This is a genomic window from Arthrobacter pascens (assembly GCF_030816475.1).
Taxonomy (GTDB): domain Bacteria; phylum Actinomycetota; class Actinomycetes; order Actinomycetales; family Micrococcaceae; genus Arthrobacter; species Arthrobacter pascens_B.
Genome location: NZ_JAUSXF010000001.1, coordinates 1,472,279 through 1,493,089, shown reverse-complemented (window position 1 = coordinate 1,493,089; position 20,811 = coordinate 1,472,279). Strand labels below are relative to the sequence as shown.

At 65.0% G+C, this 20,811-nt stretch carries 18 protein-coding genes; 9 read left to right on the top strand and 9 right to left on the bottom strand.

The features are described from left to right. Window positions 1-21 precede the first annotated feature (21 nt). The 3 genes from QFZ40_RS06915 (at window position 22) to QFZ40_RS06905 (ending at window position 4,979) form a co-directional block, all read left to right on the top strand. Complete coding sequence (locus QFZ40_RS06915) at window positions 22-3,249, top strand: efflux RND transporter permease subunit (protein ID WP_306903565.1); 3,228 nt, start codon at window positions 22-24, stop codon at window positions 3,247-3,249. Between the two features lie 117 nt (window positions 3,250-3,366). After that, the gene (locus QFZ40_RS06910) at window positions 3,367-4,491 is read left to right on the top strand and encodes an LLM class flavin-dependent oxidoreductase (protein WP_306903564.1); all 1,125 of its coding nucleotides are present in this window, start codon (window positions 3,367-3,369) and stop codon (window positions 4,489-4,491) included. Next, window positions 4,491-4,979 carry a MarR family winged helix-turn-helix transcriptional regulator gene (locus QFZ40_RS06905; protein WP_306903563.1) on the top strand — a complete coding sequence of 163 codons (489 nt, stop codon included), beginning with the start codon at window positions 4,491-4,493 and terminating at the stop codon, window positions 4,977-4,979. The genes QFZ40_RS06910 and QFZ40_RS06905 overlap by 1 nt, the downstream gene beginning before the upstream one ends. Window positions 4,980-5,003: 24 nt before the next feature. Here the strand turns inward: QFZ40_RS06905 and QFZ40_RS06900 are convergent, their stop codons facing one another. Then, complete coding sequence (locus tag QFZ40_RS06900) at window positions 5,004-5,810, bottom strand: transglutaminase-like domain-containing protein (protein ID WP_306903562.1); 807 nt, start codon at window positions 5,808-5,810, stop codon at window positions 5,004-5,006. 97 nt (window positions 5,811-5,907) lie between these two features. Further along, window positions 5,908-6,795: a hypothetical protein gene (locus tag QFZ40_RS06895; RefSeq protein ID WP_306903561.1), complete on the bottom strand. Its 888-nt coding sequence runs from the start codon at window positions 6,793-6,795 to the stop codon at window positions 5,908-5,910. A 119-nt stretch (window positions 6,796-6,914) separates the two neighbouring features. Here QFZ40_RS06895 and QFZ40_RS06890 point away from each other — a divergent pair, with 119 nt between their 5' ends. The 3 genes from QFZ40_RS06890 to QFZ40_RS06880 are packed head-to-tail and all read left to right on the top strand — an operon-like array spanning window position 6,915 to window position 8,960. Then, window positions 6,915-7,577: a DUF1684 domain-containing protein gene (locus QFZ40_RS06890; RefSeq protein WP_306903560.1), complete on the top strand. Its 663-nt coding sequence runs from the start codon at window positions 6,915-6,917 to the stop codon at window positions 7,575-7,577. Continuing rightward, entirely contained in the window at window positions 7,577-8,401 is an 825-nt protein-coding gene (locus QFZ40_RS06885) for a fumarylacetoacetate hydrolase family protein (RefSeq protein WP_306903559.1), read from the top strand. Before QFZ40_RS06890 ends, QFZ40_RS06885 begins: the two co-directional genes overlap by 1 nt. Window positions 8,402-8,435: 34 nt before the next feature. Next, window positions 8,436-8,960, top strand: coding sequence for a GtrA family protein (locus QFZ40_RS06880; protein ID WP_306903558.1), 525 nt, complete (start codon window positions 8,436-8,438; stop codon window positions 8,958-8,960). Window positions 8,961-8,995: 35 nt separating this feature from the next. Here QFZ40_RS06880 and QFZ40_RS06875 read toward each other — a convergent pair whose 3' ends face one another. Genes QFZ40_RS06875 through QFZ40_RS06855 form a run of 5 tightly spaced genes read right to left on the bottom strand, consistent with a single transcriptional unit; the run spans window position 8,996 to window position 14,851 of the window. Continuing rightward, the gene (locus QFZ40_RS06875; RefSeq protein ID WP_306903557.1) at window positions 8,996-10,153 is read right to left on the bottom strand and encodes a cysteine desulfurase family protein; all 1,158 of its coding nucleotides are present in this window, start codon (window positions 10,151-10,153) and stop codon (window positions 8,996-8,998) included. A gap of 7 nt (window positions 10,154-10,160) precedes the next feature. Continuing rightward, window positions 10,161-11,057, bottom strand: a complete 897-nt coding sequence (gene nadC / locus QFZ40_RS06870) for a carboxylating nicotinate-nucleotide diphosphorylase (protein WP_306903556.1) — start codon at window positions 11,055-11,057, stop codon at window positions 10,161-10,163. After that, entirely contained in the window at window positions 11,050-12,828 is a 1,779-nt protein-coding gene (locus QFZ40_RS06865) for an L-aspartate oxidase (RefSeq protein ID WP_306903555.1), read from the bottom strand. The genes nadC and QFZ40_RS06865 overlap by 8 nt, the downstream gene beginning before the upstream one ends. Beyond that, a complete protein-coding gene (nadA, locus tag QFZ40_RS06860) occupies window positions 12,825-14,144 on the bottom strand; it encodes a quinolinate synthase NadA (protein WP_306903554.1) in 1,320 nt (439 codons plus the stop codon). Before nadA ends, QFZ40_RS06865 begins: the two co-directional genes overlap by 4 nt. Beyond that, on the bottom strand, window positions 14,141-14,851 hold the full coding sequence (locus QFZ40_RS06855) for an NUDIX hydrolase (protein WP_306903553.1): 711 nt from the start codon (window positions 14,849-14,851) through the stop codon (window positions 14,141-14,143). The genes nadA and QFZ40_RS06855 overlap by 4 nt, the downstream gene beginning before the upstream one ends. Before the next feature lie 342 nt (window positions 14,852-15,193). Here QFZ40_RS06855 and QFZ40_RS06850 point away from each other — a divergent pair, with 342 nt between their 5' ends. From QFZ40_RS06850 to QFZ40_RS06840, 3 genes are all read left to right on the top strand, one after another. After that, the gene (locus QFZ40_RS06850) at window positions 15,194-16,021 is read left to right on the top strand and encodes an alpha/beta fold hydrolase (protein ID WP_306903552.1); all 828 of its coding nucleotides are present in this window, start codon (window positions 15,194-15,196) and stop codon (window positions 16,019-16,021) included. A gap of 86 nt (window positions 16,022-16,107) precedes the next feature. Next, complete coding sequence (locus QFZ40_RS06845) at window positions 16,108-17,076, top strand: serine hydrolase (protein WP_306903551.1); 969 nt, start codon at window positions 16,108-16,110, stop codon at window positions 17,074-17,076. Window positions 17,077-17,156: 80 nt separating this feature from the next. After that, the gene (locus tag QFZ40_RS06840) at window positions 17,157-17,804 is read left to right on the top strand and encodes a phosphoribosyltransferase (protein ID WP_306903550.1); all 648 of its coding nucleotides are present in this window, start codon (window positions 17,157-17,159) and stop codon (window positions 17,802-17,804) included. A gap of 87 nt (window positions 17,805-17,891) precedes the next feature. On the opposite strand, the gene QFZ40_RS06835 is transcribed toward QFZ40_RS06840, so the two are convergent. Together QFZ40_RS06835 and hpaB are read right to left on the bottom strand one after the other, a co-directional pair. Continuing rightward, window positions 17,892-19,223 carry an MFS transporter gene (locus QFZ40_RS06835; protein ID WP_306903549.1) on the bottom strand — a complete coding sequence of 444 codons (1,332 nt, stop codon included), beginning with the start codon at window positions 19,221-19,223 and terminating at the stop codon, window positions 17,892-17,894. A 96-nt stretch (window positions 19,224-19,319) separates the two neighbouring features. Beyond that, entirely contained in the window at window positions 19,320-20,774 is a 1,455-nt protein-coding gene (gene hpaB / locus QFZ40_RS06830) for a 4-hydroxyphenylacetate 3-monooxygenase, oxygenase component (RefSeq protein WP_306903548.1), read from the bottom strand. Between the last annotated feature and the right edge of the window lie 37 nt (window positions 20,775-20,811).

Genomic DNA, 20,811 nt, shown 5'->3' with positions numbered 1-20,811 from the left:
TCAAACCACAGGAGTCCCGCGATGTTCCGGCTGGCACAACTCTCACTCGCGAACCGGGCCCTGATCGCGCTGATCACCGTCTTTGCCTCGGTGTTCGGCGTGATCACCATGTCATCGCTGAAGCAGGAACTCATACCCTCCATCGAGTTCCCGCAGATCACAGTCCTGACAGCCATGCCCGGGGCCTCGCCGGAAGTAGTGGACAAGCAGGTAAGCACGCCGCTGGAGAAGGCTTTGAACGGCGTCGAAGGCCTGGAGTCCACTTCCTCCACGTCGCGCAACGGCGTCTCTCAGATCACCATGGCCTTCACCTACGGCTCAAACCTTGACCGTGCCCGGAACCAGATCGACCGTGCCATTTCCAATGCCAAGCGCTCCCTGCCGGATGACGTTCAGCCGCAGGCGATCGCCGGCAGCATCAGCGACTTCCCCATCGTGTTCCTGGCCGTATCATCGGACAAACCGCTCAGCGAGCTGAACGCGGACCTGCAACGCCTCAGCGTTCCCAGGCTGCAGAAGATCGACGGCGTCCGCGGCGCTGACGTGACCGGCGGCGCCACCCAGCACATCGAAATCCTTCCCCGCGCCGATGCCATGGCAGCCATGGGCGTCACCATCCAGTCCATCCGGAATGCGCTCAGCAACAACGGCGCGCTGGTTCCGGCCGGGACCGTCGAGGAGCAAGGCAAGACGCTTTCGCTGCAGGTCGGCAGCCCCGTGGATTCCCTTGACGCCATCAAGGGCCTGCCGCTGGGCGGCGCCAAGGACGCGGCCACCATCGGCACGGTGGCCGATGTCAGCCTCAAGGACGACCCGCGCACGTCCATCACACGGACGAACGGGAAGGAAACCCTGGCTGTTTCGGTGACAAAGAAGCCCGAAGGCGACACCGTGGGAATTTCCCATGCGGTGAAGGATTCGCTGGCCGGGCTCGAAGCCGAGCTGGGATCCAACGCCAGGTTCACGCCGGTATTCGACCAGGCACCGTTCATTGAGAAATCCATCAAGGACCTCACCACCGAGGGCCTCCTGGGCCTGGGCTTCGCCGTCGCCGTGATCCTGGTGTTCCTGCTCTCAGCCCGCTCCACCCTGGTCACGGCAGTGTCCATCCCGCTGTCGCTCCTGATCACTTTCATCGGCCTCACGGCAACGGGTTATTCGCTGAACATCCTGACCCTCGGCGCGCTCACGATCGCCATAGGCCGGGTAGTGGACGATTCGATTGTGGTCATCGAGAACATCAAGCGCCACCTTAGTTACGGCGAGGACAAAGTCACGGCCATCCTGACCGCCATCCGTGAGGTTGCCGGCGCCATCACGGCCTCCACACTGACCACCGTTGCTGTTTTTCTGCCCATTGCGTTTGTGGGCGAGCTTGCCGGCGAACTCTTCCGGCCCTTCGCGCTGACAGTGACCATGGCCTTGCTCTCATCGCTGCTCGTCTCCTTGACGATCGTGCCGGTCCTCGCCTACTGGTTCCTGAAGACTCCCGCCGGATCCGCCGCTCTTCTTGAGTCCGCTGCCGTTCGTGAGTCAGCTGCCGCGGCCCGGGCGAAGGCTCAGGAGGCTGAGCGGAAGAGCATGCTCCAGCGCGGGTATCTGCCTGTCCTGGCCAAGACCCAGAAGCACCCGGTAGTGACACTGATAGCAGCTGTCCTGGTCCTGGGTGGTACCGCCGCCATGACGCCGCTGCTGGCGACCGATCTGCTCGGCCGGTCCGGTGAGAACAGCATGACAGTCCGCCAGGTGCTTCCGGCCGGAACAAGCCTGGCGGATACAAGCACGGCCGCTACAAGGCTGGAAGAGCTGCTGCGGCGCATCGACGGGGTGAAGAACGTCCAGGTCACTTCCGGCAATGCCCAAAGCGGGTTCGCCGCCCTGACGTCATCCGGCGCGTCCAATTCCACTTTCACTGTGGTCACGGATGAAAAGGCCAACCAGGCCCGACTGCAGGACACCGTCCGGGCAGAGCTGGCCAAAGTGGCTGACGCCGGGAAGATCTCGGTCGGCTCCCAGCAGGGCGGTTTCGGCACATCCTCCACCGTTGACATCACCCTCAAGGCGGGGAACTCGGCTGACCTCCGCCAGGCCAGTGATGCGATGGTCCAGGCCATGACCGGGGCACCGGGAGCCAGTGAGGTGGCCACCAACCTCGCCGCCATCCAGCCCGTGGTGCAGGTCAAACTGGACAGGGCAAAGACCGTGGCAGCCGGACTCAACGAGGAGCAGGTGGCAGGGGTCCTGGCCTCCACCATCAGCCCTGTGCCGGCCGGCAATGTCCGGATCGACACTGATGACTTTCCCGTCCAGATAGGCGAAGGAACACAGTTCACCAGCCTGGAGGCTGTGCGGAACATCGCGCTTCCGGCCGCCCGCGGGCCCCTGACGCTTGGCAGCATCGCATCCGTCGAGCAGGTGGACGTGCCGGTTTCCATCACGGCCAGCAACGGCCAGCGGACCGCAAAAGTCTCCGTGACGCCGTCGGGCTCCAATCTGGGCGCGGTGAATGCGGAGGTGCAGAAGCGGCTCACATCGGTCCAGCTCCCGCCCGGAGTCACGGCTGAAATCGGCGGTGCGACCACACAGCAGGCCGAGTCTTTCCAGCAGCTCGGGCTGGCACTCCTTGCTGCAATCGCGATCGTGTACGTGATCATGGTGGCCACCTTCAAGTCCCTGGTCCAGCCACTGATCCTCCTTGTCTCCGTCCCCTTCGCGGCGACCGGGGCGGTGGGGATGCTCCTGGTGACCGGCGTTCCCTTGGGGTTGCCCTCGCTGATCGGCATGCTGATGCTGGTGGGGATCGTGGTGACCAACGCCATTGTGCTCATTGACCTGATCAACCAATACAGGCAGCCGCGGAACGGCCTCCCTGGCATGAGTGTCGCGGACGCGATCACCCACGGGGCCAGGCAGCGCCTTCGTCCCATCCTGATGACAGCGCTGGCAACTGTCTTCGCGCTCACACCGATGGCCCTTGGGCTCACCGGGGGCGGGGGCTTCATCTCGCAGCCGCTCGCCGTCGTGGTGATTGGCGGCCTGGTTTCCTCCACGGCCCTGACACTCGTGCTGGTCCCCGTCCTCTACCGGCTCGTGGAGGGCCGCCGGGAAAAGAAGTCGCTGCTCCATGCCATGCATGAGCGGCTGGAGTTCGGACCGGCGAACGACGTGGACGCCGAGTTACAGGACTGGACCACCGGCATGGTTCCCAAGGTCAGCGGACGCCGTGCCGCCCCCGGGGACGCTGAATAGCAGAAGGGAATATTTTCTCCAAGGCTGCGTTATATGCGGCGATAGATGCAAATGCATCTAGTTTCGGGTACAGTGGAAAACAAGCCCGGAGAAGAAGCCAGCAACGGAAGGCACATCATGCAGATCGGCGTATTCAGCGTCAGCGACATCACCACTGACCCCACCACAGGCCGCACGCCCAGTGAGAACGAGCGAATCAAAGCCTCGGTGGCCATCGCCAAAAAGGTCGAGGAAATCGGCATGGATGTCTACGCCATCGGCGAGCACCACAACCGGCCCTTCTTCTCGTCGTCGCCCACCACCACCCTGGCCTACATCGCGGCGCAGACAGAGCGGATTATCCTCTCCACCGCCACAACCCTGATCACCACGAATGACCCGGTCAAGATCGCCGAGGACTTCGCCATGCTCCAGCACCTGGCCGATGGCCGCGTGGACCTGGTCCTGGGCCGCGGCAACACGGCACCGGTGTATCCCTGGTTCGGCAAGAACATCCAGGACGGCGTGGAACTGGCCATCGAGAACTACAGCCTGCTCCGCCGGCTGTGGGACGAAGACACGGTCAACTGGTCAGGCAAGTTCCGCACCCCGCTCCAGAACTTCACCTCGACCCCGCGCCCGCTCGACGGCGTCGCCCCCTTCGTGTGGCACGGCTCCATCCGCACCCCGCAGATTGCGGAAGTTGCCGCGTACTACGGCGACGGCTTCTTTGCGAACAACATCTTCTGGCCCAAGGAGCACTACCAGCAGCTGATCAGCCTCTACCGCGAACGCTACGAGCACTACGGCCACGGCAAGGCAGACCAGGCGATCGTCGGCCTTGGAGGTCAGTTCTTCATGCGGAAGAACTCCCAGGACGCGGTCAAGGAATTCCGCCCGTACTTCGATAATGCTCCCGTCTACGGGCACGGCCCGTCCCTTGAGGACTTCACGTCGCAGACCCCGCTCACTGTGGGCAGCCCGCAGGAAGTCATTGAAAAGACCCTGACGTTCCGCGAGTACTTCGGCGACTACCAGCGCCAGCTGTTCCTGATCGACCACGCAGGACTGCCCCTCAAGACGGTGCTGGAACAGCTTGACCTGTTCGGCGAGGAGGTCCTCCCGGTCCTCCGCAAGGAGTACGAGGCCCTCAAGCCGGCCCACGTTCCCGATCCGCCGACCCATGCCGGCCGCGTTGCAGCCCTGGTAGCTGAGCAGGGCGGCGAGGCCGCCCCGGCGGAAACAGCAGCCTCGGAGGCGTGATGAACACCACCCGATCCGAATCGCCCGTGCGGCTTGCCGCAGAGACCTGGGAGTCGCTGTTCCGGGCACAGGTGGCAGTGATGAGGAAGCTCCAGGCCGCACCTGCCTTCCGGAAACTGGCTCTCAACGAGTACGACGTCCTGTTCACCCTCTCCCGCTGTCCGTCCGGCTGGCTGCGGCTGAACGAGCTGAACGACCATGTCCTGCTGAGCCAGTCGAGCCTTTCCAGGCTGGTCGAGAGGCTGGAGAAGCGCGGCCTCGTCGCGCGGATGCCCGCCCCGGACGACGGCCGCGGCGTGCTGCTGAAACTGACGGAGGAAGGCGTGGAACTCCAGAAGGACATCGGCAGGGAGCATGTCCGGGACATCTCCGGGCTCATGGGACCCGCACTGACTGCCGCCGAGCAGAGGGAACTCAAGCGGCTGACCGAGAAGCTCCGGAATTCCGTGGGCTCCCGGCAGGCGGCCGCCCCACCGGCGGCGAAATAGGCAGCACTCTGCTAACGGCAGCGGCTAGCTCAGCGCAACCAGCCTGGCCGGGTCTTCGGTGGGCAGGGTGCCGTTCACGACAGCGGTGATCTGCATCCGGTTCAGGGTGAGGCTTCCGCCTACCGTTGACAGGAAGGCAGTGTCCGAGGAATCCCGGCCGGCCGTAATCCTCAACATTGATTCGCGCGGCGCCATGCCAGTGGGGTCGATGACGTGCCAGGCCCCGTTCACGTGCGCCTCGGCCACCGCGTGGAAATCCATGGGGCTCAGTCCGGGTGCATAGACTGCGGCAAGGCGGGCCGGGATGTCCTTGGACCGCAGCAGGGCGATCGCGAGGTGCGCAAAATCGCGGCACACGCCGCGGCGGTTCAGGAGTGTCTCCACTGCCCCGTCTGTTCCCCGCGACGAACCGCTGATGTAACGCAGCTCGCCATGGACCCACTTCCGCACGGCGTGGAGCAGCTCCTCAGCATGCAGCCCGCCGAATTCCGCGTAGGAGGTGGGCAGGAGCCGGTCCGATTCGGCGTAGCGGCTGGGCCGGACGTAGCGGATGAGCTCCGCCAGTGATGCCTCCTCGGGGAGGGCCTGCCCTGTCACGGTCGCGGAATACTCAACGGTGACCTCCGAGGGATCGGCGAACTCCATATAGTGGAGCCGTCCGCCGTGATGCTCAGGGAGTTCCGTCAGCCGGACTGGCTCCCCCCCGACAGTGACGGACAGCGATTCATCGAACGAGGTGTAGCCGGGATTCCTGGCAACCGCTATAGCCAGGGCTGCCTTGGTGTCGGCCACCGTCCTGAAAACCAGGCGGGCGGCAACGGTGCGTTCCATGTCTCTCCGGGGGTGAGTTGAGGCGGAACAGTCCACGCCCGGCCGGCATGACGACGTCGGCACGATGGAGCGCGTGTTGGCGGTGCCGGCAGCGGGACTAATTCTTGATCTTCAGAGACATTAGCATTCGCTGGACATTGGCGAATTCACTGTCCTGTGCGACGTACTTTGCCGCCTGGTCCAGTGTGTCATAGGCCTTGGCCGGAGCCACCTTTTCATCCGGGGCGTATGCCTTGAGCACTCCCACATCACCGAAGGAATAGTCGCCCTTACCTGCCGGGCCGCGGACAATGTTGAGTAACTGGCAGGCCTGGCCGCCGGCTCCGCCGACGACGTTGGTGATGCCATACGAGCCGAAGTACCGGTAGCCCTGAATCACCCGGAACACGACATGCGGGGCTATGGTGTCCTCCCCCGCCAGGGCCGGAAGTTCCACGGGCACGCTGCCGACAACCGTGTAGGGACGGCGCGCCGCATCGGCACATTCGGATGCGGACGGCGGCAGTCCTGTCCGCAGGACCGCGACAAACGTACCGTCCTGCTTCTTCACCTCGATCTTCAACGCCCCGGCCATTGTCCCTTCCTCAGGGGTGACCGATTGGGCGATCCACTCCTGCGGCAACTCGAAGCTGACCGTTTTGCCCGGATCCGAGAAGGTCTTCCAGACCGCTGCCGTCGCCCCCGGCTCGGGCGACCCGGGCGCCGTCGTGGGTCCACCCGTCGTCGGGCTCCCTGTTGCTGCCCCCGAAGCCGCGTTCGAAGCCCCGGAGCCAGGCGTGCCTGTTGAGTCGGCGGAACTGGATGTGTCAGGCTGCGGCGTCCAGGAAGGCCCGGCGCTGCCCTGGTTGCTGCACCCGGCAGCCAGCCCGGCCACCATCAGCAAACCAGTGAGCCGTAGCCCGAACGATGTTGCCTTGCCAGCCAGCACTTTGCCTGCCGGCGCTTTGCCTACCGTTGCCTTGCCAGCACTTGGCTTCCCAGTCATGGAGCCAGCCTAACCGTGGACAGCAGTACATCCATGGAGCAAACGGCTGTTAAGGGGCAGCGCCCGCGTGTGTCGCGGCCGGACCGTGAGCGGGCGTTGAGGGGACTAGGCTGGGGACTATGGCGGATGAGCAGTACAGTACGGCCGAAGACAGCCTCGCGGACATCTCCGCCCTCGACATTGCAGACTGGCGGCTGCGGACCTTTGCCATGTATGACACCGTGCGCAGGATTGCCGTGGAAAGTCCGGCAGAAGCACATACTTATTGGCGGCAGGAACGCGACCGGATGTTCGCTACCCACCCGGCGTCCGCGCTGACGCAGCAGGATAAAGCCCGCTTCTCAGGGCTGAAGACCGCGGACTATGATCCCATCTACCGTTTCCATGTGCCCCTGACCAAGGAGGGCGCCGGCCGGGAGCTGAACGTGGAAACAGCCACCGACGGCGTAGTCCGTTTCGTCCGCCTCGGCACCTTCGACCTCCCCGAGATGGGCCAGTTGGCGGTGTGGAGGCTGCACGGTTACGGCGGCGGGATTTTCGTTCCGTTCCGGGATGCCACCGCAGGCCAGCCCGGCGGCAGCTACGGCGCCGGCCGGTACTTGCTGGACACCATCAAGGGCGCCTTCCACGGCGTCCGCGGTTCAGGCCCGGGCGCGGAATTCGTCCTCGATTTCAACTTTGCCTACAACCCGTCCTGCGCCTACAACGAGGCCTGGAGCTGCCCGCTCGCCGGACCGTCCAACCGGCTCGCCGTGGACATCCCGGTGGGCGAACGCTACTGATGTCCGGCCCGCTCCGCGTCGCCCGGGTCCGTCCGCTGCCGCCGGCACCGCCGGGAGAGCAGTTCTTTGTCGCCAATGATGCAGCGGACTTCACCAGCGGGCCCGGCACTGTCTGGACAGTGGTGGACACGCCGTTCCCCGGCTCCCCTTCGAACGCCGGAAGCGCGCCGCGCCCCGGGTGGGAATCGGGAGATTCGGTCCTGCAGGAGTCGTTCGCCTTTCTTGCCCCCAGCGTTCCCGCCAACGTGCTGGGGATGGCGCACAATACCGGACAGGCAGGCCGAGACCTCCGGCCGCAGGCCTTCCATAAGGCGGCCACCAGCGTGATCGGACCCGGGGATGCCATTGAGCTTCCGTCGGGGGCAGGCCATGTGGATCCCGAAGCGGAGCTGGCCATCGTGGTCGGCGTCAGGGCCAAGGGGCTGACCCTTGCGAATGCCCGCAGTGCCATCCTGGGGTTCACCATCAGCAACGACGTGACATCTCGTGACCTGCAGAAGGCGGACGAACTGTGGATCAGCGCCAAAAGCCAGGACACTTTCACGCCGGCCGGACCATGGATCGTCACCAGCCTTGACGAGGCGGACCTTGCGATCAGCATTGTCCACAACGGCAACGGGCTGAATGCGGCAAGCACCGCTGACCTCGGCTGGAAGGTGGACGAGATCCTGGTCTACCTGACATCCTTCATGACCCTGCACCCCGGCGACCTGGTCCTGACAGGGTTCCCCGCCGAATCCGCTCCTATCGTTCCCGGTGACACGGTGACCTGCTGCGTGCAGGGAATCGGTGAGCTTTCCAACCCTGTGGAGGCTGCAGTCTGAAGGGTTCACGGCCCGATGTGTCAGGCTTGACCCCATGGAATCCCCCGCCGCGCCCGCCAGCCAGCTGACCGAACAGGCCCGGCGGCTCCCGCAGCCCCTGCCCGGCGAGGCCGGGCGCAGGGCACCGACGACGAGGCGTTACCGGGGAATCCTCCGCTTTCCGGTGGTCCGCCAACTCGTCCGCTTTACCGGAGTGGGCATTGTCTGTACGGCCACATCCCTTGCGCTGTACGCCTTGCTGCGTCCGTGGCTGGGACCCCAACTCGCGAACGCTTCCGCCCTCGTCCTCACGTCCCTGATGAATACCGCCCTGAACCGCAGGTTCACCTTCAAGATTTCCGGGCAGGGCCGGAGGGCCAGCGACCACCTGAACGGGCTCCTGGTCATCGGCGTCGCCCTGGTCCTCACCGGCGGCAGCCTGGGCGTCCTGCACTGGCTGCGTCCTGAGGCCACCGTTTCCGATGAACTCCTGACCACCACGCTGTCCGGATTCCTGGCCACTGTTGTGCGCTTCAGCATGTTGCGGCATTGGATTTTCCGCCGCGCCCGCCACCGCTGAACCGATGCCCGCCGCTCAAACAATGCCGCGTGCTGTCAGGCGCGCCCCAGTGTCCTGACGCTTGCGACGGCGTCCCGGACGGCCAGGGCCGCGGTGTCCAGGTCCTGGGAGCTGACGCCGGAGTCGAAACTGAACCTCACGGCTGTCTGCGCCACCTCGGCCGCTATGCCCAGGGCCGTGAGGACGGGCGACGGCGCATCGGAACCGGCGGCGCAGGCCGAACCGCTCGAGCAGACAATGCCTTGGCGCTCCAGCTCCAGGAGCACAGACTCCCCGCTGGTTCCCGGGAAGCAGAATGATGCCACTGAGGGCAGCCGTTCGCTTGGGTGGCCAGTCAGGACAGCACCCGGAACGCCGGCGAGCACCGCGTCGATAAACGCATCACGCAGGGCGGCCACGTGTTCGGCCACCTGCATCTGCCGGCCCGAGGCCAGGGTGAGGGCGCTGGCGAGGCCAACAGCGCCAGCCACGTTCTCCGTACCGGAGCGGCGTCCCCGCTCCTGGCCGCCGCCGTGGACCAGCGGCTCAATCCGGGTGCGTCCCCGAATGTAGAGAACGCCGCACCCCTTGGGCGCGCCGAGCTTGTGGCCGGAAATGCTCAGGGCGTCCACTCCCAGCGCTTTGACGTCCAGGGGCAGCCAGCCGGCGGCCTGGACCGCGTCGGTGTGAAAAGGAATGCCTCGCGAACGGGCAAGGGAAGCCAGCCGGGCGATCGGCTGGACAGTCCCCACTTCGTTGTTGGCGTACATCACGCTGACCAGGGCGGTTTCCGGGCGGAGCGCTGCAGCGAGCGCCTCGGGTGTCACGAGCCCGGTCGCATCGACTCCAATAACGTCAACGGCGAAACCGTGGAACCGCTCCAGGTACCGGGCCGATTCCTCCACGGCAGGATGTTCGACGGAGCTGATCACCACCCTGTTCAACGTCGGATCGGCGGCCTGCCGTGCCAGGGCAATTCCTTTGACAGCCAGGTTGTCCGCCTCTGTGCCACCCGACGTAAACGTCACCTCGCCTGGCCTGCAGCCGAGCACCCCCGCCACAGCGGCCCGTGCCCGGGCAAGCGCATCCGCGGCGGCTTCGCCAAGCGAATGATGGCTGGACGGGTTGCCGAACTCGCCGGTTAGGTAGGGCCACATTGCATCCAGCACCTCGCGCCGTACGGGGGTGGTGGCTGCTGCGTCAAGGAAGATCACGGCGTCCTCAATCCACGGTCAGCTCGACATCAAGGCCCAGGTCAAGAGCGGCCACGCTGTGCGTCAGCCCGCCGACGGAGATGACGTCCACACCGGTGGCGGCGATCCCGGACACGGTCTGCAGGTTCACGTTGCCGCTGGCCTCCACGCGGGCACGGCCCCCAACTTGCGCAACGCCTGCTTTGAGCTCGTCGAGCGTGAAGTTGTCCAGCATGATGGTGTCCACGCCGGCCGCCAGCACCGGTTCAATCTGCTCCATGCTGTCCACCTCCACTTCGAAGTGGGTGGTGTGGCCCAGCTGCGCTTTCGCCGCCGCCAGCAGGTCCGTGAGCCGGGCGGGATCCCCGCCGGTCATGACGGCGAGGTGGTTGTCTTTGGCCAGGACGGCGTCGGACAGGCTGTACCGATGGTTGGCCCCGCCACCGCATCGGACCGCGAACCGTTCCAGGACGCGCAGGCCGGGCGTCGTCTTGCGTGTGTCCGTGATCCGCGCGGAAGTGCCCTCGGTCAGCTTGACGAATTCCGCGGTTTTCGTGGCGATCGCAGACATCCGCTGCACCAGGTTCAGTGCGACGCGTTCCGCCAGCAGCACCGAGCGCGCTCTGCCCGTTACCCGCGCAAGGCGGGTGCCGGCGTCGAACGCCTCACCGTCTGCCAGCAGCAGTTCCACTTCCGTGTCCGGATCGATGAGCAGCATGGCGTCGCGGAAGACGGTTGCGCCGCTGAAGACACCGGGAACGCGGGCGTTCAGCACAGCCGTGGCCCGGGCTTCGGCCGGAATCAGCAGCTGGGACGTGATGTCGCCGGCGGGGGCGTCCTCGGCGTATGCCCGTTCCAGGATCTCCCGGACGGGCGCCGACGGGAGGGACAGCCCAATCCTGGTGGCTTCAGTGGCTTTAGTCATGAACGAGGCTCGCTTTCGGGCGCATACGGTAGGTCTCTTCAAGGTCGTCGTGGCCCGCTTCGGCATCGGCAAGGCTGTCACTTCGGTAGTGGGCGCCCAGGGATTCCCGGCGCTCCAGCGCGGCGCGGACCAGCAGCTGCGCGGCCAGCAGCAGGTTCACGTCCTCGTGTGCCCTGGCGTTGTCCGTGTCGGGAACATTTTCAGGAAGGACGACGGCGGCCCACGCCTCCAGTGCAGCCTCCGCCTCCCGCAAAAGCACCCCATTCCGCAAAACCCCGGCCTTAGCAGTCATCAACCTGCGCAGCGCATCCCGTGAGAATTGCTCCAGCGAATTCGGAGCCAACGAGAACCGGGTCTCTCCCCCGGTCGGCGCGTCTGTGGTGGCACTCCAGCCGAGCTCGCCATCGTCGCCTGACGGTGCTCCGGAAGCGTGCGTCAAAGGGAGGCCGCCAGCGGCCGAGCTAGCACGCGGAGGAGTGCCGTCAGGCGACCCCCAAAGGGACCCGTCAGTAAGGAACCCCTCAACGGCGCGCCGGCCGAAGACGAGACCTTCGAGGAGCGAATTGCTCGCGAGCCGGTTGGCGCCCTGAACCCCGGTGCAGGCAACTTCGCCGGCAGCGAGGAGTCCGGGCACGCTGGTCCGCGCGTGGAGGTCGGTGACAACGCCGCCCATCCAGTAGTGGGCGGCAGGAGCAACGGGCACCAGGTCGCGGGTCCAGTCGTACCCTGCTTGGCGGGTGCGCCGGCTAAGTGTGGGGAAGCGCGTTTCGAGGAATCCCGGGCCTTTCGCGGCCTCGACCAACCGTGCATCGAGGTACACGTGGCCGTTGGGGTCTGCCAGTTTGGCGAGGTGGAGGGCGATGCTGCGCGATACCACGTCGCGGGGGGCGAGCTCGGCGTCCGGATGGTATTCGGGCATGAAGCGCCGGCCGCGGGCATCGAGCAGCACAGCACCTTCACCGCGCACTGCCTCGGAGATGAGGAGCGGATCGCGTTCCGCCGCCTGGCCTGCCGGCCCTCCGAGGGGGACGAGGCAGGTGGGATGGAACTGGAAGAATTCCAGGTCGGCCACGGCTGCCCCGGCACGCCAGGCGAGGGCGAGCCCGTCTGCCGTAGCCACGGCGGGGTTGGTGGTCTGGGCAAAGAGCTGCCCGGCACCGCCGGTGGCCAGCAGCACGGCGTCGCCGGCCACGCTGTCGCTCCGGCCGCCACGCAGGAACTCGACACCTGTCACGCTTCCCCCGGACAGGACCAGGGCTGTGGCCCGGGCATCCCCGATCAGCCGGATGCTTCCATCCGCCTGCTTTGCCAGTACGGCGCGGATCAGCGCATTTGCCACTCCGGCACCGGTGGCGTCGCCGCCGGCGTGCAGGATGCGCGGGGCCGAATGGGCTGCCTCGAGTCCCAGGGAGGGGACGCCGTCGTGGTCTATATCGAAATGAACGCCGTAGCGCCGGAGCCCGGCGATGTCGTGGCGCGCTTCCGTGCAGAGAACACGTACGGCTTCCTCATTGCAGTGGCCGGCCCCTGCCTTGAGGGTGTCGGCGATGTGGGCCGCCACGGTGTCTCCGGGTGCCGGATGGTCCAGGACCGCGGAAATGCCGCCCTGGGCGTAGAAGGTGTTGCTCTCGGACAGGGCACCCTTGGTCAGCAGCACCGCATCAACGCCAGCGTCGGATGCCAGGAGCGCGGCATACAGCCCTGCGATGCCGCTGCCGACGACGACGAGGCGCCTGCCCTCCAGGTGCCGCCCTACCTGGTTCCGGGTCATGACGGCCTGGCGGCGAGCATGCGCTCGAGTGCTGTCCTGGCGTTCGCCTGCACGGCGTCCGCGACGGTGATCCGGTTGACGATGCGGCCTGCGACCAGTTCTTCGAGGACCCAGGCAAGGTAGCCCGGGTGGATCCTGTACATCGTGGAGCAGGGGCAGATGACAGGGTCCAGGCAGAAGATGGTGTGCTGGGGGTATTCGGCCGCCAGCCGGTTCACCATGTTGATTTCCGTGCCGATGGCGAAGGTGGTGGGCTCGGTTGCGGCGGCGATGGCCTTCTTGATGAAGTCGGTCGATCCGGCGGAATCCGCGGCGTCCACCACTTCCATGGGGCACTCCGGGTGGACGATGACCTGGACTCCGGGGAAGTCGGCGCGGGCTTTGTCGATCTGGGCCACGTTGAAGCGCTTGTGCACCGAGCAGAAGCCGTGCCAGAGGATCACGCGTGAATCGACCAGGTCCTGTTCGGCATTGCCTCCCAGTTCTTTCCGCGGGTTCCACATGGGCATCTGTTCCAGCGGCACGCCCATGGCCTTGGCGGTGTTGCGGCCCAGGTGCTGGTCCGGGAAGAACAGGACACGCTGCCCGCGCTCAAATGCCCATTCCAGGACGGTTTTGGCGTTCGAGGAGGTGCAGACGATGCCTCCGTGTTCGCCGCAGAAAGCCTTCAGGGCTGCGGAGGAATTCATGTAGGTGACGGGAATCACCGGGACCCGGCCGTCGGCGTCGGGCTCTGTCCCGAAGATTTCCTCCAGCTGTTCCCAGCACTCCTCCACCGAGTCGGTGTCTGCCATGTCGGCCATGGAGCAGCCTGCTGCCAGGTTGGGCAGGATGACCGCCTGCTCCGGCGTCGAGAGGATGTCAGCTGTTTCGGCCATGAAGTGCACGCCGCAGAAAATGATGGCTTCAGCGTCGGGTTTGGTGAGCGCTGCATTGGCAAGCTGGAACGAGTCGCCCACAAAGTCGGCGTACTTGATCACTTCATCGCGCTGATAGAAATGCCCAAGGATCACGGCACGGTCACCCAGGACGGCTTTCGCTGTGCGGATCCGCACATCCAGTTCGGCGTCGCTGGCCAGCTTGTATTCTTCCGGCAACTGGCCCTGACGGGGTGTGGCGGCCGGGGCTACGTCCGCACTGGACGCCCCCGGGCCGTAGGCAGGTACGCCCGCGAGTGCCTCGGCCAGGTCGTAATCCCACGGGCCCTTGGCCAGTGCCGGGCTGCAGGTGCTGCCCGCCCTGGTGCCTGCGGCCTGGGCGCCCTTTTCGGCCTGCTCGCGCGTGATCAGCTGGATTGCTGTGTTGACGCTGCTCATGGTGTGCTCCTGTTATCTGGGTCGAGGCCGGGGCGGCCGGTGAAGCGGTAGAGGCGTGGGGGACGGTGTTTGCCGCCCTGGAGGTACTCGCCGGTCTCTTGGATCTCCGGCGTGGACATGATCTGGCGGCGGAAGTTGGCGGGGTCCAGTTGGCGGTCCAGCACGGCCTCATAGACTTCGCGGACCTGGGCCAGGGTGAAATATTCGCCGAGCAGGTGGTACGCCACGGAGCCGTAGGCCAGCTTGTTGCGCAGGCGCCAGAGGGCGTAATCAACAATGGCGTTGTGGTCAAAGGCGAGTTCACCGAGGCGGTCCGCCCGGAACCACTTGACGTTCTCCGATTCGTCGGCGAGCGCAGCCTCGGTGGGCTGGACGAGCGCCCAGTAGACAATCGAGACAACCCGCTGGCTGGGCGAGCGGTGCAGTCCGCCAAAGGCGTAAAGCTGCTCAAGGTAGCTGGGGGCCAGTCCCGTGGTCTCCCGCAGGTTCCGCGACGCCGCATCCTGCAGGGACTCGGTGTGCGAAAGCGGTCCTCCCGGGAGCGCCCAAAGGCCTTTGAAGGGCTCGCGGATGCGCCGGACCAAAGGCATCCAGAGCGTGGGCCGGCCTGAGGTTTCGCTGGGACGAAGGGCAAAGATGACCGTCGAAATAGCAAGTGAGGGAGGCGCCGTCTGGCGTTCGGCCACGTTTGCTGAACTGGTGTACATGCCGCCGACCTCCCTCCGAACCCATACGGTCTAGTTATAGTCATGTTGACCAAAACTGATTCTACGACTGCGGACGCCGGAATCAAAATGTTTCGACCCGTGGCCGGGATCTCCTTTCCGTTGCCGGACCTTGGCGAGGGCGTTCACTGTTGAACCCCGCAGCCCGCAGGCAGGTAAAGTGGTGCCTACCTTCAGCGGGCCCGGCGACAGGATCAGCGTCGGCGAGCCCCTGCTCGTGTTCGAGGTGCCGGATGAAACAGCCGGGACTGAGGCACGGTCCGAGGGATGAGGCACCGAAGCGCCGGGTCCGCCTGGGCGCCGTACTTGATGAGGACTGACACCATGAGCGGCAGGCACACCGGCGGGCAGCATTCCCATACCGTGGAGGGAACCGATCCGCAGCTGTATGTGGAAGTACACGATCCGGAGTCTGACATCGGCTTCAGGCCAGTCCTGCTGCTTCACGGATTCTCGTCGTCCAGCAAACTCAACTGGGAGGACACCGGCTGGCTGGCCGCCCTGCTTGACGCCGGCCGCCGGGTCATCACTGTCGATCTGCCCGGCCATGGCCGCAGCGGCGCCCCGGAGGACCGGGATTCCTACTCCCCCAGCCGGATCCGCGCGGACCTTCTCCAAATAGCGTTCGACGCCGGCGTGCGGCCTGTGCAGGAAGGTGATCCTTCCAGCGGGCTCGATATTGTCGGGTACTCCCTGGGTTCCCGGCTCGGCTGGGAGTTCGGGGCGACCCAGCCCGAGATTGTGCACAGGCTGGTCCTTGGCGGCCCGAACATTGCGGATCCGCTCGCCGCTTTCGACCTGGTGGCGGCGCAGAATTACCTCGCCGACGGGACGCCCATTGCGGACGAATCCACCGCCGGCCTGCTCAAGATGGCCATGCTGCTGCCGAGCAACAATATCTTCGCCCTGCTTTCCCTCATCGAGGCCATCAAGGCCGAGCCGTACGATCCCGCGGAAGCTGTCCCGCACATGCCCATGCTCCTCGTGGCGGGGGAAAATGATGACCGTGCCGCCACCATGCCGCAGCTTGCCGAGCTGGGCATCAAGGCAGGGTCAATGGCTGAACAGCTGGTGCTGCCCGGCCGCAACCACACCAACGCCATCACCAGCAGGCTTTTCAAGCAGGGTGCCATCAACTTCCTCGCCGTCTGACCCTGACAGGAGATTCATGGGCAGCTAGGGAACTGCTGTCAGGAGTTTCATAGCTGCCGCATAGCCTGCGTTGGTTTGATCAGCTCATGCACGATCAATCCCAACGCCGCCTCCGTCTCCGGAGAGTCCTGGCCGGACTTGTTGCGGCGGTCCTGGCGGGTACCGTTTACGCCATGGTCCAGGCCCCGCCGTCGCGGACGGCGCCCCCGCCGCCGTCCACGGCGGCCCTGTCCGCTGCCTCGCCGGCACCGGCGGCTCCTGCCCCGCCCAGCGCGGCTCCCGCCGCTGCCAGCGCGGCCCCTGCCGCGGCTCCGGCGCCGTCGTCGGCCGGCTCAGCCGGCGCCCCTGCCCAGGCGGCTAATTCGGCAATCGGAGGTCAGCTTGGTGCCACGGTTGCCGGCATCATCAGCGCCAACAGCCAGTACCAGGTGGGGGTGGCCCTCATTGACCTGGGCAATGGCGCCCTCAACCGGTACGGAGTCGAGGAACCATTCGAGGCAGCCAGTACGGCAAAGATCCTGACAGCTGCTGCCTACTACCACCTGGTGGAGACAGGCACAGTGTCCCTCGACGACCCGCTGGGCAACTATACGGCGGGCTACCAGATCAAGGAGATGGTCCAGGACAGCGATAACGATTCATGGAGCCTGCTCATGGATGCGGTAGGCCATCCCCGCCTCAGTTCCTACGCTTCATCAATCGGCGTGTCCTATGACCCGGAGATTAACACCCTCTCCACGGCAGACATGGCCCACATCCTGGCACAGCTGTACACGGGAAAGCTCCTGGACCCGGCAGACACCGCGCAGCTGCTGTCCTACATGCAGAACACCAACGACGAGGACCTTATCCCCGCCGCCGTCCCGGCCGACGTGACGGTCTACCACAAATACGGCCTGCTCGACGACGAACTGCACGACGCCGCCATCCTCACCAAAGGAGGCGCCAGCTATGTGCTGGTGATCTACACCAAGGGCCAGGACCTGAGCGATGATCCCCAACGGACTGCCGTGATCCACGACATCACCAGCGCCGTCACAGCAGCCCTGTTCTGACTTCCGGCTCCGGCTTCCGGCTCCCGGCGGCACCGCTCCTGAAGGTAGGCTGGAGTGGGCGGAAAGCCGGAGAGGGACCAATGAACACGCGTTTTGAAGACCGCACTGATGCTGGCGAGCGCCTCGCCGCAGTGCTGACGCAGTTCCGCGAGCGTCCCGACGCCATCGTCCTCGGACTTGTCCGTGGCGGTATTCCTGTCGCGGCAGCCGCGGCAAAAGCGCTCTACTTACCGCTGGGAGCCGTTCTGGTTCGCAAACTGGGAATTCCCGGCCATGATGAGACTGCTTACGGCGCCCTTGCCTGGTCCCAGGGCCGCGTGGTGCGGCTGCTCAACAGGCCGCTGATCAACCGGATCCTGGAGCACGGTGTGCGGCAGGAGTGGCTTGACCAGGTGGAGGAGCGGGAGCGCGCCGAACTTCTCCGTCGCGTTGAACGCTATCCGGGGACGGATCACGACCTCAGGGGCAGGACTGTCCTGTTGCTTGACGACGGACTGGCAACCGGAGCCACCATGAGAGCGGCGGCCGAAGCCGTCCGTGCGGCAGGGGCGGCGCAGGTCGTGGCCGCTGCCCCGGTGGGTTCCGTGGAGGCAGAAGCGTCAGTATCACAGATCTGCGACGCGGTCCTGTGCCTCCATCTGCCCGGGAAGTTCCGCGCCGTGGGCAGCTTTTACCGCCACTTCGAGCAGCTGACTGACGAGGAAGCCATCAGCCTGCTGCGCCAGTAGGCACCCCCGGACCTGGTTCACGGGGCGAAGACGGCGGGAACCGACAAGACTTCCCCGTGCCCGCCGGCGTTCACTATTGCTGCCCGCCTAGTGCCTGCTGACTCCCAGCAGCTTTCCCTTGGTCTCCTTTGCCAGCAGAACGCCGACCGAGGAGATAACGCAGAGGATCATGATGTAGATGCCGATAGATCCCGTCCATTTCGTGGCCTGCAGCAGCCACTCAGCAATGCTGGCAGCGAAAGCACCGCCCAGGATGGCACCGAACGCGTAGCCGATCGAGATGCCTGAGTACCGGACATTAGCCGGGAACATCTCTGCGTACATGGCGGACATGGGGCCGTACGACAATCCCAGGCCGATTGTCAGCACGAACAGCGCCAGTCCATAGAGCAGGATGTTCTTGGTGTCGATGAGGGCGAACATCGGGATCATCCACGCGAAGATGATGGCGTAGCCGGTAAGGAAGGTCTTGACGCGTCCAATGCGGTCCGAAAGCCAGCCCCCGACGAGGGTGAAGACCAGCCAGCCGAAGGACGCGAGCGTCGTGGCGAGCAGAACCTGTGGCACGGGCATCTGCAGGGCCCGGGTGGCGTAGGAAATGAAGAAGGCAATCAGGAGGTAGCCGGCAGCATTATTGGCGATGAAGATCATGGTCGAGTGGAGCACCGGCGTCTTGTGATGGCGGATCAGCTCGCCCAGTGGTGCCCTGCTCTCGGCTTTGCGGGCCGCCATCTCCCTGAAGACCGGGCTCTCGGCCACAGCACGGCGAATGAGGTAACCCACCACGATCAGCACGATGGACAGCAGGAACGGAACACGCCAGCCCCAGGCGGCAAAGTCCTCTTTGGACATGCCGCTGTTAAGGAAGAACAGCAGGCCGGTGGCCAGGATCATTCCGATGGGAACGCCGATCTGCGGGTAGGCCCCGAAGATTCCGCGCTTGCTCATGGGTGCATGTTCGACGGCCATCAGGGCAGCACCGCCCCATTCGCCGCCGGCCGAGAAACCCTGGACGACACGAAGGGCAATCAGCAGGACCGGAGCGAGGACGCCGATCTGACTGTAGGTGGGCAGGATGCCGATGAGGGCCGTGGCGGCGCCCATCGTTACGAGCGTGAACACCAGCATCGCCTTGCGTCCCAGCTTGTCTCCCAGGTGGCCGGCAACGACGGCTCCAAGCGGACGGAAAAGGAAGCTGATGCCGATGAGCGCGAAGGAGAGGATTTGCGCCAGGCCGGGATTGGACTGCTGCAGCGGGGTAAGGAACAAGGGTGACAGCAGCGTGCCCGTCAGCTGCGCAAAGATGAAGAAGTCGTACCACTCGATGGTGGTGCCGACCAGAGTCCCGGCGAGGACCTTGCGTTCCTCATGTTTGCTGCTGGGGCCCGTTTCAGAATCAACGGAGGAAGTTGCGGTCATTGGAACTCCATGGCTGGGGGCACTGTTCGTACCGAAGGTGTTTTGGTAGCGTGATTTACTGATCGAACGGTCAGTTAGTAACAAATACTATGGCCTTCAGTCCTCGCGGGCAAGGAATTCGCGGATCCTCGCACGGACTGGCTCGCGGTCGTAGCTGTTGACCATCGCCCCCGCCATCCGGACAGGGTCTCCGAAGAAGAAGTACTCGTAGAGGGATTGGCGGCCCGAAAACCCCGATATGGAGGCGTCAAAGGCCAGCTTGAACAGGCGCACCCGCTCCGGTCCGGTAAGGGTCTTGCCCTGCAGGTACATGTCAATATCGGCCCTGGCCTCGCTGTTGACGTCGGCTTCACCAGGGAGTGCCATCAGGCCCGACGCCGAAAACTTCCGGATAATCTGCGGGAACCGCTGCGCGATCTTCGGATACCAGTTCCGTGCGGCATTCAGCGTGGACCACCTAGGCAGCATCACTCCGGCCTCATTCAGCTCGGCGTCCGCCTCCGAAGCCCGCACCAGGGCCTTTCCGATTTCGACGTCGACAATCAGTTCGGCGATATCCTCCTGGATGTGCTGGAAACCGTCGATGCCGATGGAATCCGCCAGCTCGGAAGCCAGGCCCAGGAAAAACTCGCTCTTCGCGATGGTCCGGGTGACCACCTGATGGGTCATGAGCGCGCCTGCACCTGTCTCGGTATAGAACGCGTTGCAGAGTTGCGGGTTGCCAAGCATGAAGATCCGGTCGCTGGGAACAAACACGTTGTCGAAAACGGCCACCGCATCCATTTCCTCATAGCGGGATGCCAGTGGTTCATCGTGCGTGCTGCCCCCGTTGTACAGCGAGGTCCGGCACAGGTAGCGCAGGCCCGGAGCATCGTTCGGAATGGCGACCGCATAGGAGTATGGGCCATCCTCCGGGGTCCCGCGCAGCACGGTGGAGGGGAACACCAGCAGCTCGTCGGCGATCGGTGCGATGGTTGCCAGCATGCGGGCGCCGCTGATCACAATGCCGTCCTCACGCTCCTCCACAATGCGTGCCGTAAGCTGTCCGCCAAGCTGCTCAGATCCCGAGACCGAGCGGTTGACCTGGGGCGGGATGAGGGTATGCGTCGCCAAAGTATCGTTTTCGCGGGCCCATTCGTAGTAGTTCCGGATGTTTTCGCCGAATTTCGGGTCGGCCTGGGAAAACCACTTTTCGGCGGCGCCAAGGGCCGTTAGGGCGGAGTTCATGTAATCCCCCGTGCGGCCCAGGAATCCGTTGGAGTATTCAGCCCAGGTTGAAATAGCTCGACGGCGGCGTTGCAGATCCTCCACGCTCCTGGGCACGAGGAAGGATGCGTTCACCAGGTCACCGGTAGTGGGCGAGGTGTATGTCAACGCCTCCTGATGGACGGGATCGTGCTGCATGTCAAAGAGCCTGGCGTAGGTGCGGGCCACCTTCGCAAAGGACGGATGATCGGCGATGTTGTCAGTGACCAGGCCGCCGTCGATCATGACATGGGGCTTCATGGAATTGAGTTTGTCCAGGTACTGCTGGCCGGTTCGGATGCCCATCGTGTTTCTCCAGTCGTCGTTGAGCCGTTAGGGGTTT

What these genes read in the sequence shown, in the direction of transcription:
- QFZ40_RS06915 (WP_306903565.1), top strand. Translation starts at nt 22, where the DNA reads ATGTTCCGGCTGGCACAACTCTCACTCGCGAACCGGGCCCTGATCGCG.
- QFZ40_RS06910 (WP_306903564.1), top strand. Translation starts at nt 3,367, where the DNA reads ATGCAGATCGGCGTATTCAGCGTCAGCGACATCACCACTGACCCCACC.
- QFZ40_RS06905 (WP_306903563.1), top strand. Translation starts at nt 4,491, where the DNA reads ATGAACACCACCCGATCCGAATCGCCCGTGCGGCTTGCCGCAGAGACC.
- QFZ40_RS06900 (WP_306903562.1), bottom strand. Translation starts at nt 5,810, where the DNA reads ATGGAACGCACCGTTGCCGCCCGCCTGGTTTTCAGGACGGTGGCCGAC.
- QFZ40_RS06895 (WP_306903561.1), bottom strand. Translation starts at nt 6,795, where the DNA reads ATGACTGGGAAGCCAAGTGCTGGCAAGGCAACGGTAGGCAAAGCGCCG.
- QFZ40_RS06890 (WP_306903560.1), top strand. Translation starts at nt 6,915, where the DNA reads ATGGCGGATGAGCAGTACAGTACGGCCGAAGACAGCCTCGCGGACATC.
- QFZ40_RS06885 (WP_306903559.1), top strand. Translation starts at nt 7,577, where the DNA reads ATGTCCGGCCCGCTCCGCGTCGCCCGGGTCCGTCCGCTGCCGCCGGCA.
- QFZ40_RS06880 (WP_306903558.1), top strand. Translation starts at nt 8,436, where the DNA reads ATGGAATCCCCCGCCGCGCCCGCCAGCCAGCTGACCGAACAGGCCCGG.
- nadC (WP_306903556.1), bottom strand. Translation starts at nt 11,057, where the DNA reads ATGACTAAAGCCACTGAAGCCACCAGGATTGGGCTGTCCCTCCCGTCG.
- QFZ40_RS06865 (WP_306903555.1), bottom strand. Translation starts at nt 12,828, where the DNA reads ATGACCCGGAACCAGGTAGGGCGGCACCTGGAGGGCAGGCGCCTCGTC.
- nadA (WP_306903554.1), bottom strand. Translation starts at nt 14,144, where the DNA reads ATGAGCAGCGTCAACACAGCAATCCAGCTGATCACGCGCGAGCAGGCC.
- QFZ40_RS06855 (WP_306903553.1), bottom strand. Translation starts at nt 14,851, where the DNA reads ATGTACACCAGTTCAGCAAACGTGGCCGAACGCCAGACGGCGCCTCCC.
- QFZ40_RS06850 (WP_306903552.1), top strand. Translation starts at nt 15,194, where the DNA reads ATGAGCGGCAGGCACACCGGCGGGCAGCATTCCCATACCGTGGAGGGA.
- QFZ40_RS06845 (WP_306903551.1), top strand. Translation starts at nt 16,108, where the DNA reads ATGCACGATCAATCCCAACGCCGCCTCCGTCTCCGGAGAGTCCTGGCC.
- QFZ40_RS06840 (WP_306903550.1), top strand. Translation starts at nt 17,157, where the DNA reads ATGAACACGCGTTTTGAAGACCGCACTGATGCTGGCGAGCGCCTCGCC.
- QFZ40_RS06835 (WP_306903549.1), bottom strand. Translation starts at nt 19,223, where the DNA reads ATGACCGCAACTTCCTCCGTTGATTCTGAAACGGGCCCCAGCAGCAAA.
- hpaB (WP_306903548.1), bottom strand. Translation starts at nt 20,774, where the DNA reads ATGGGCATCCGAACCGGCCAGCAGTACCTGGACAAACTCAATTCCATG.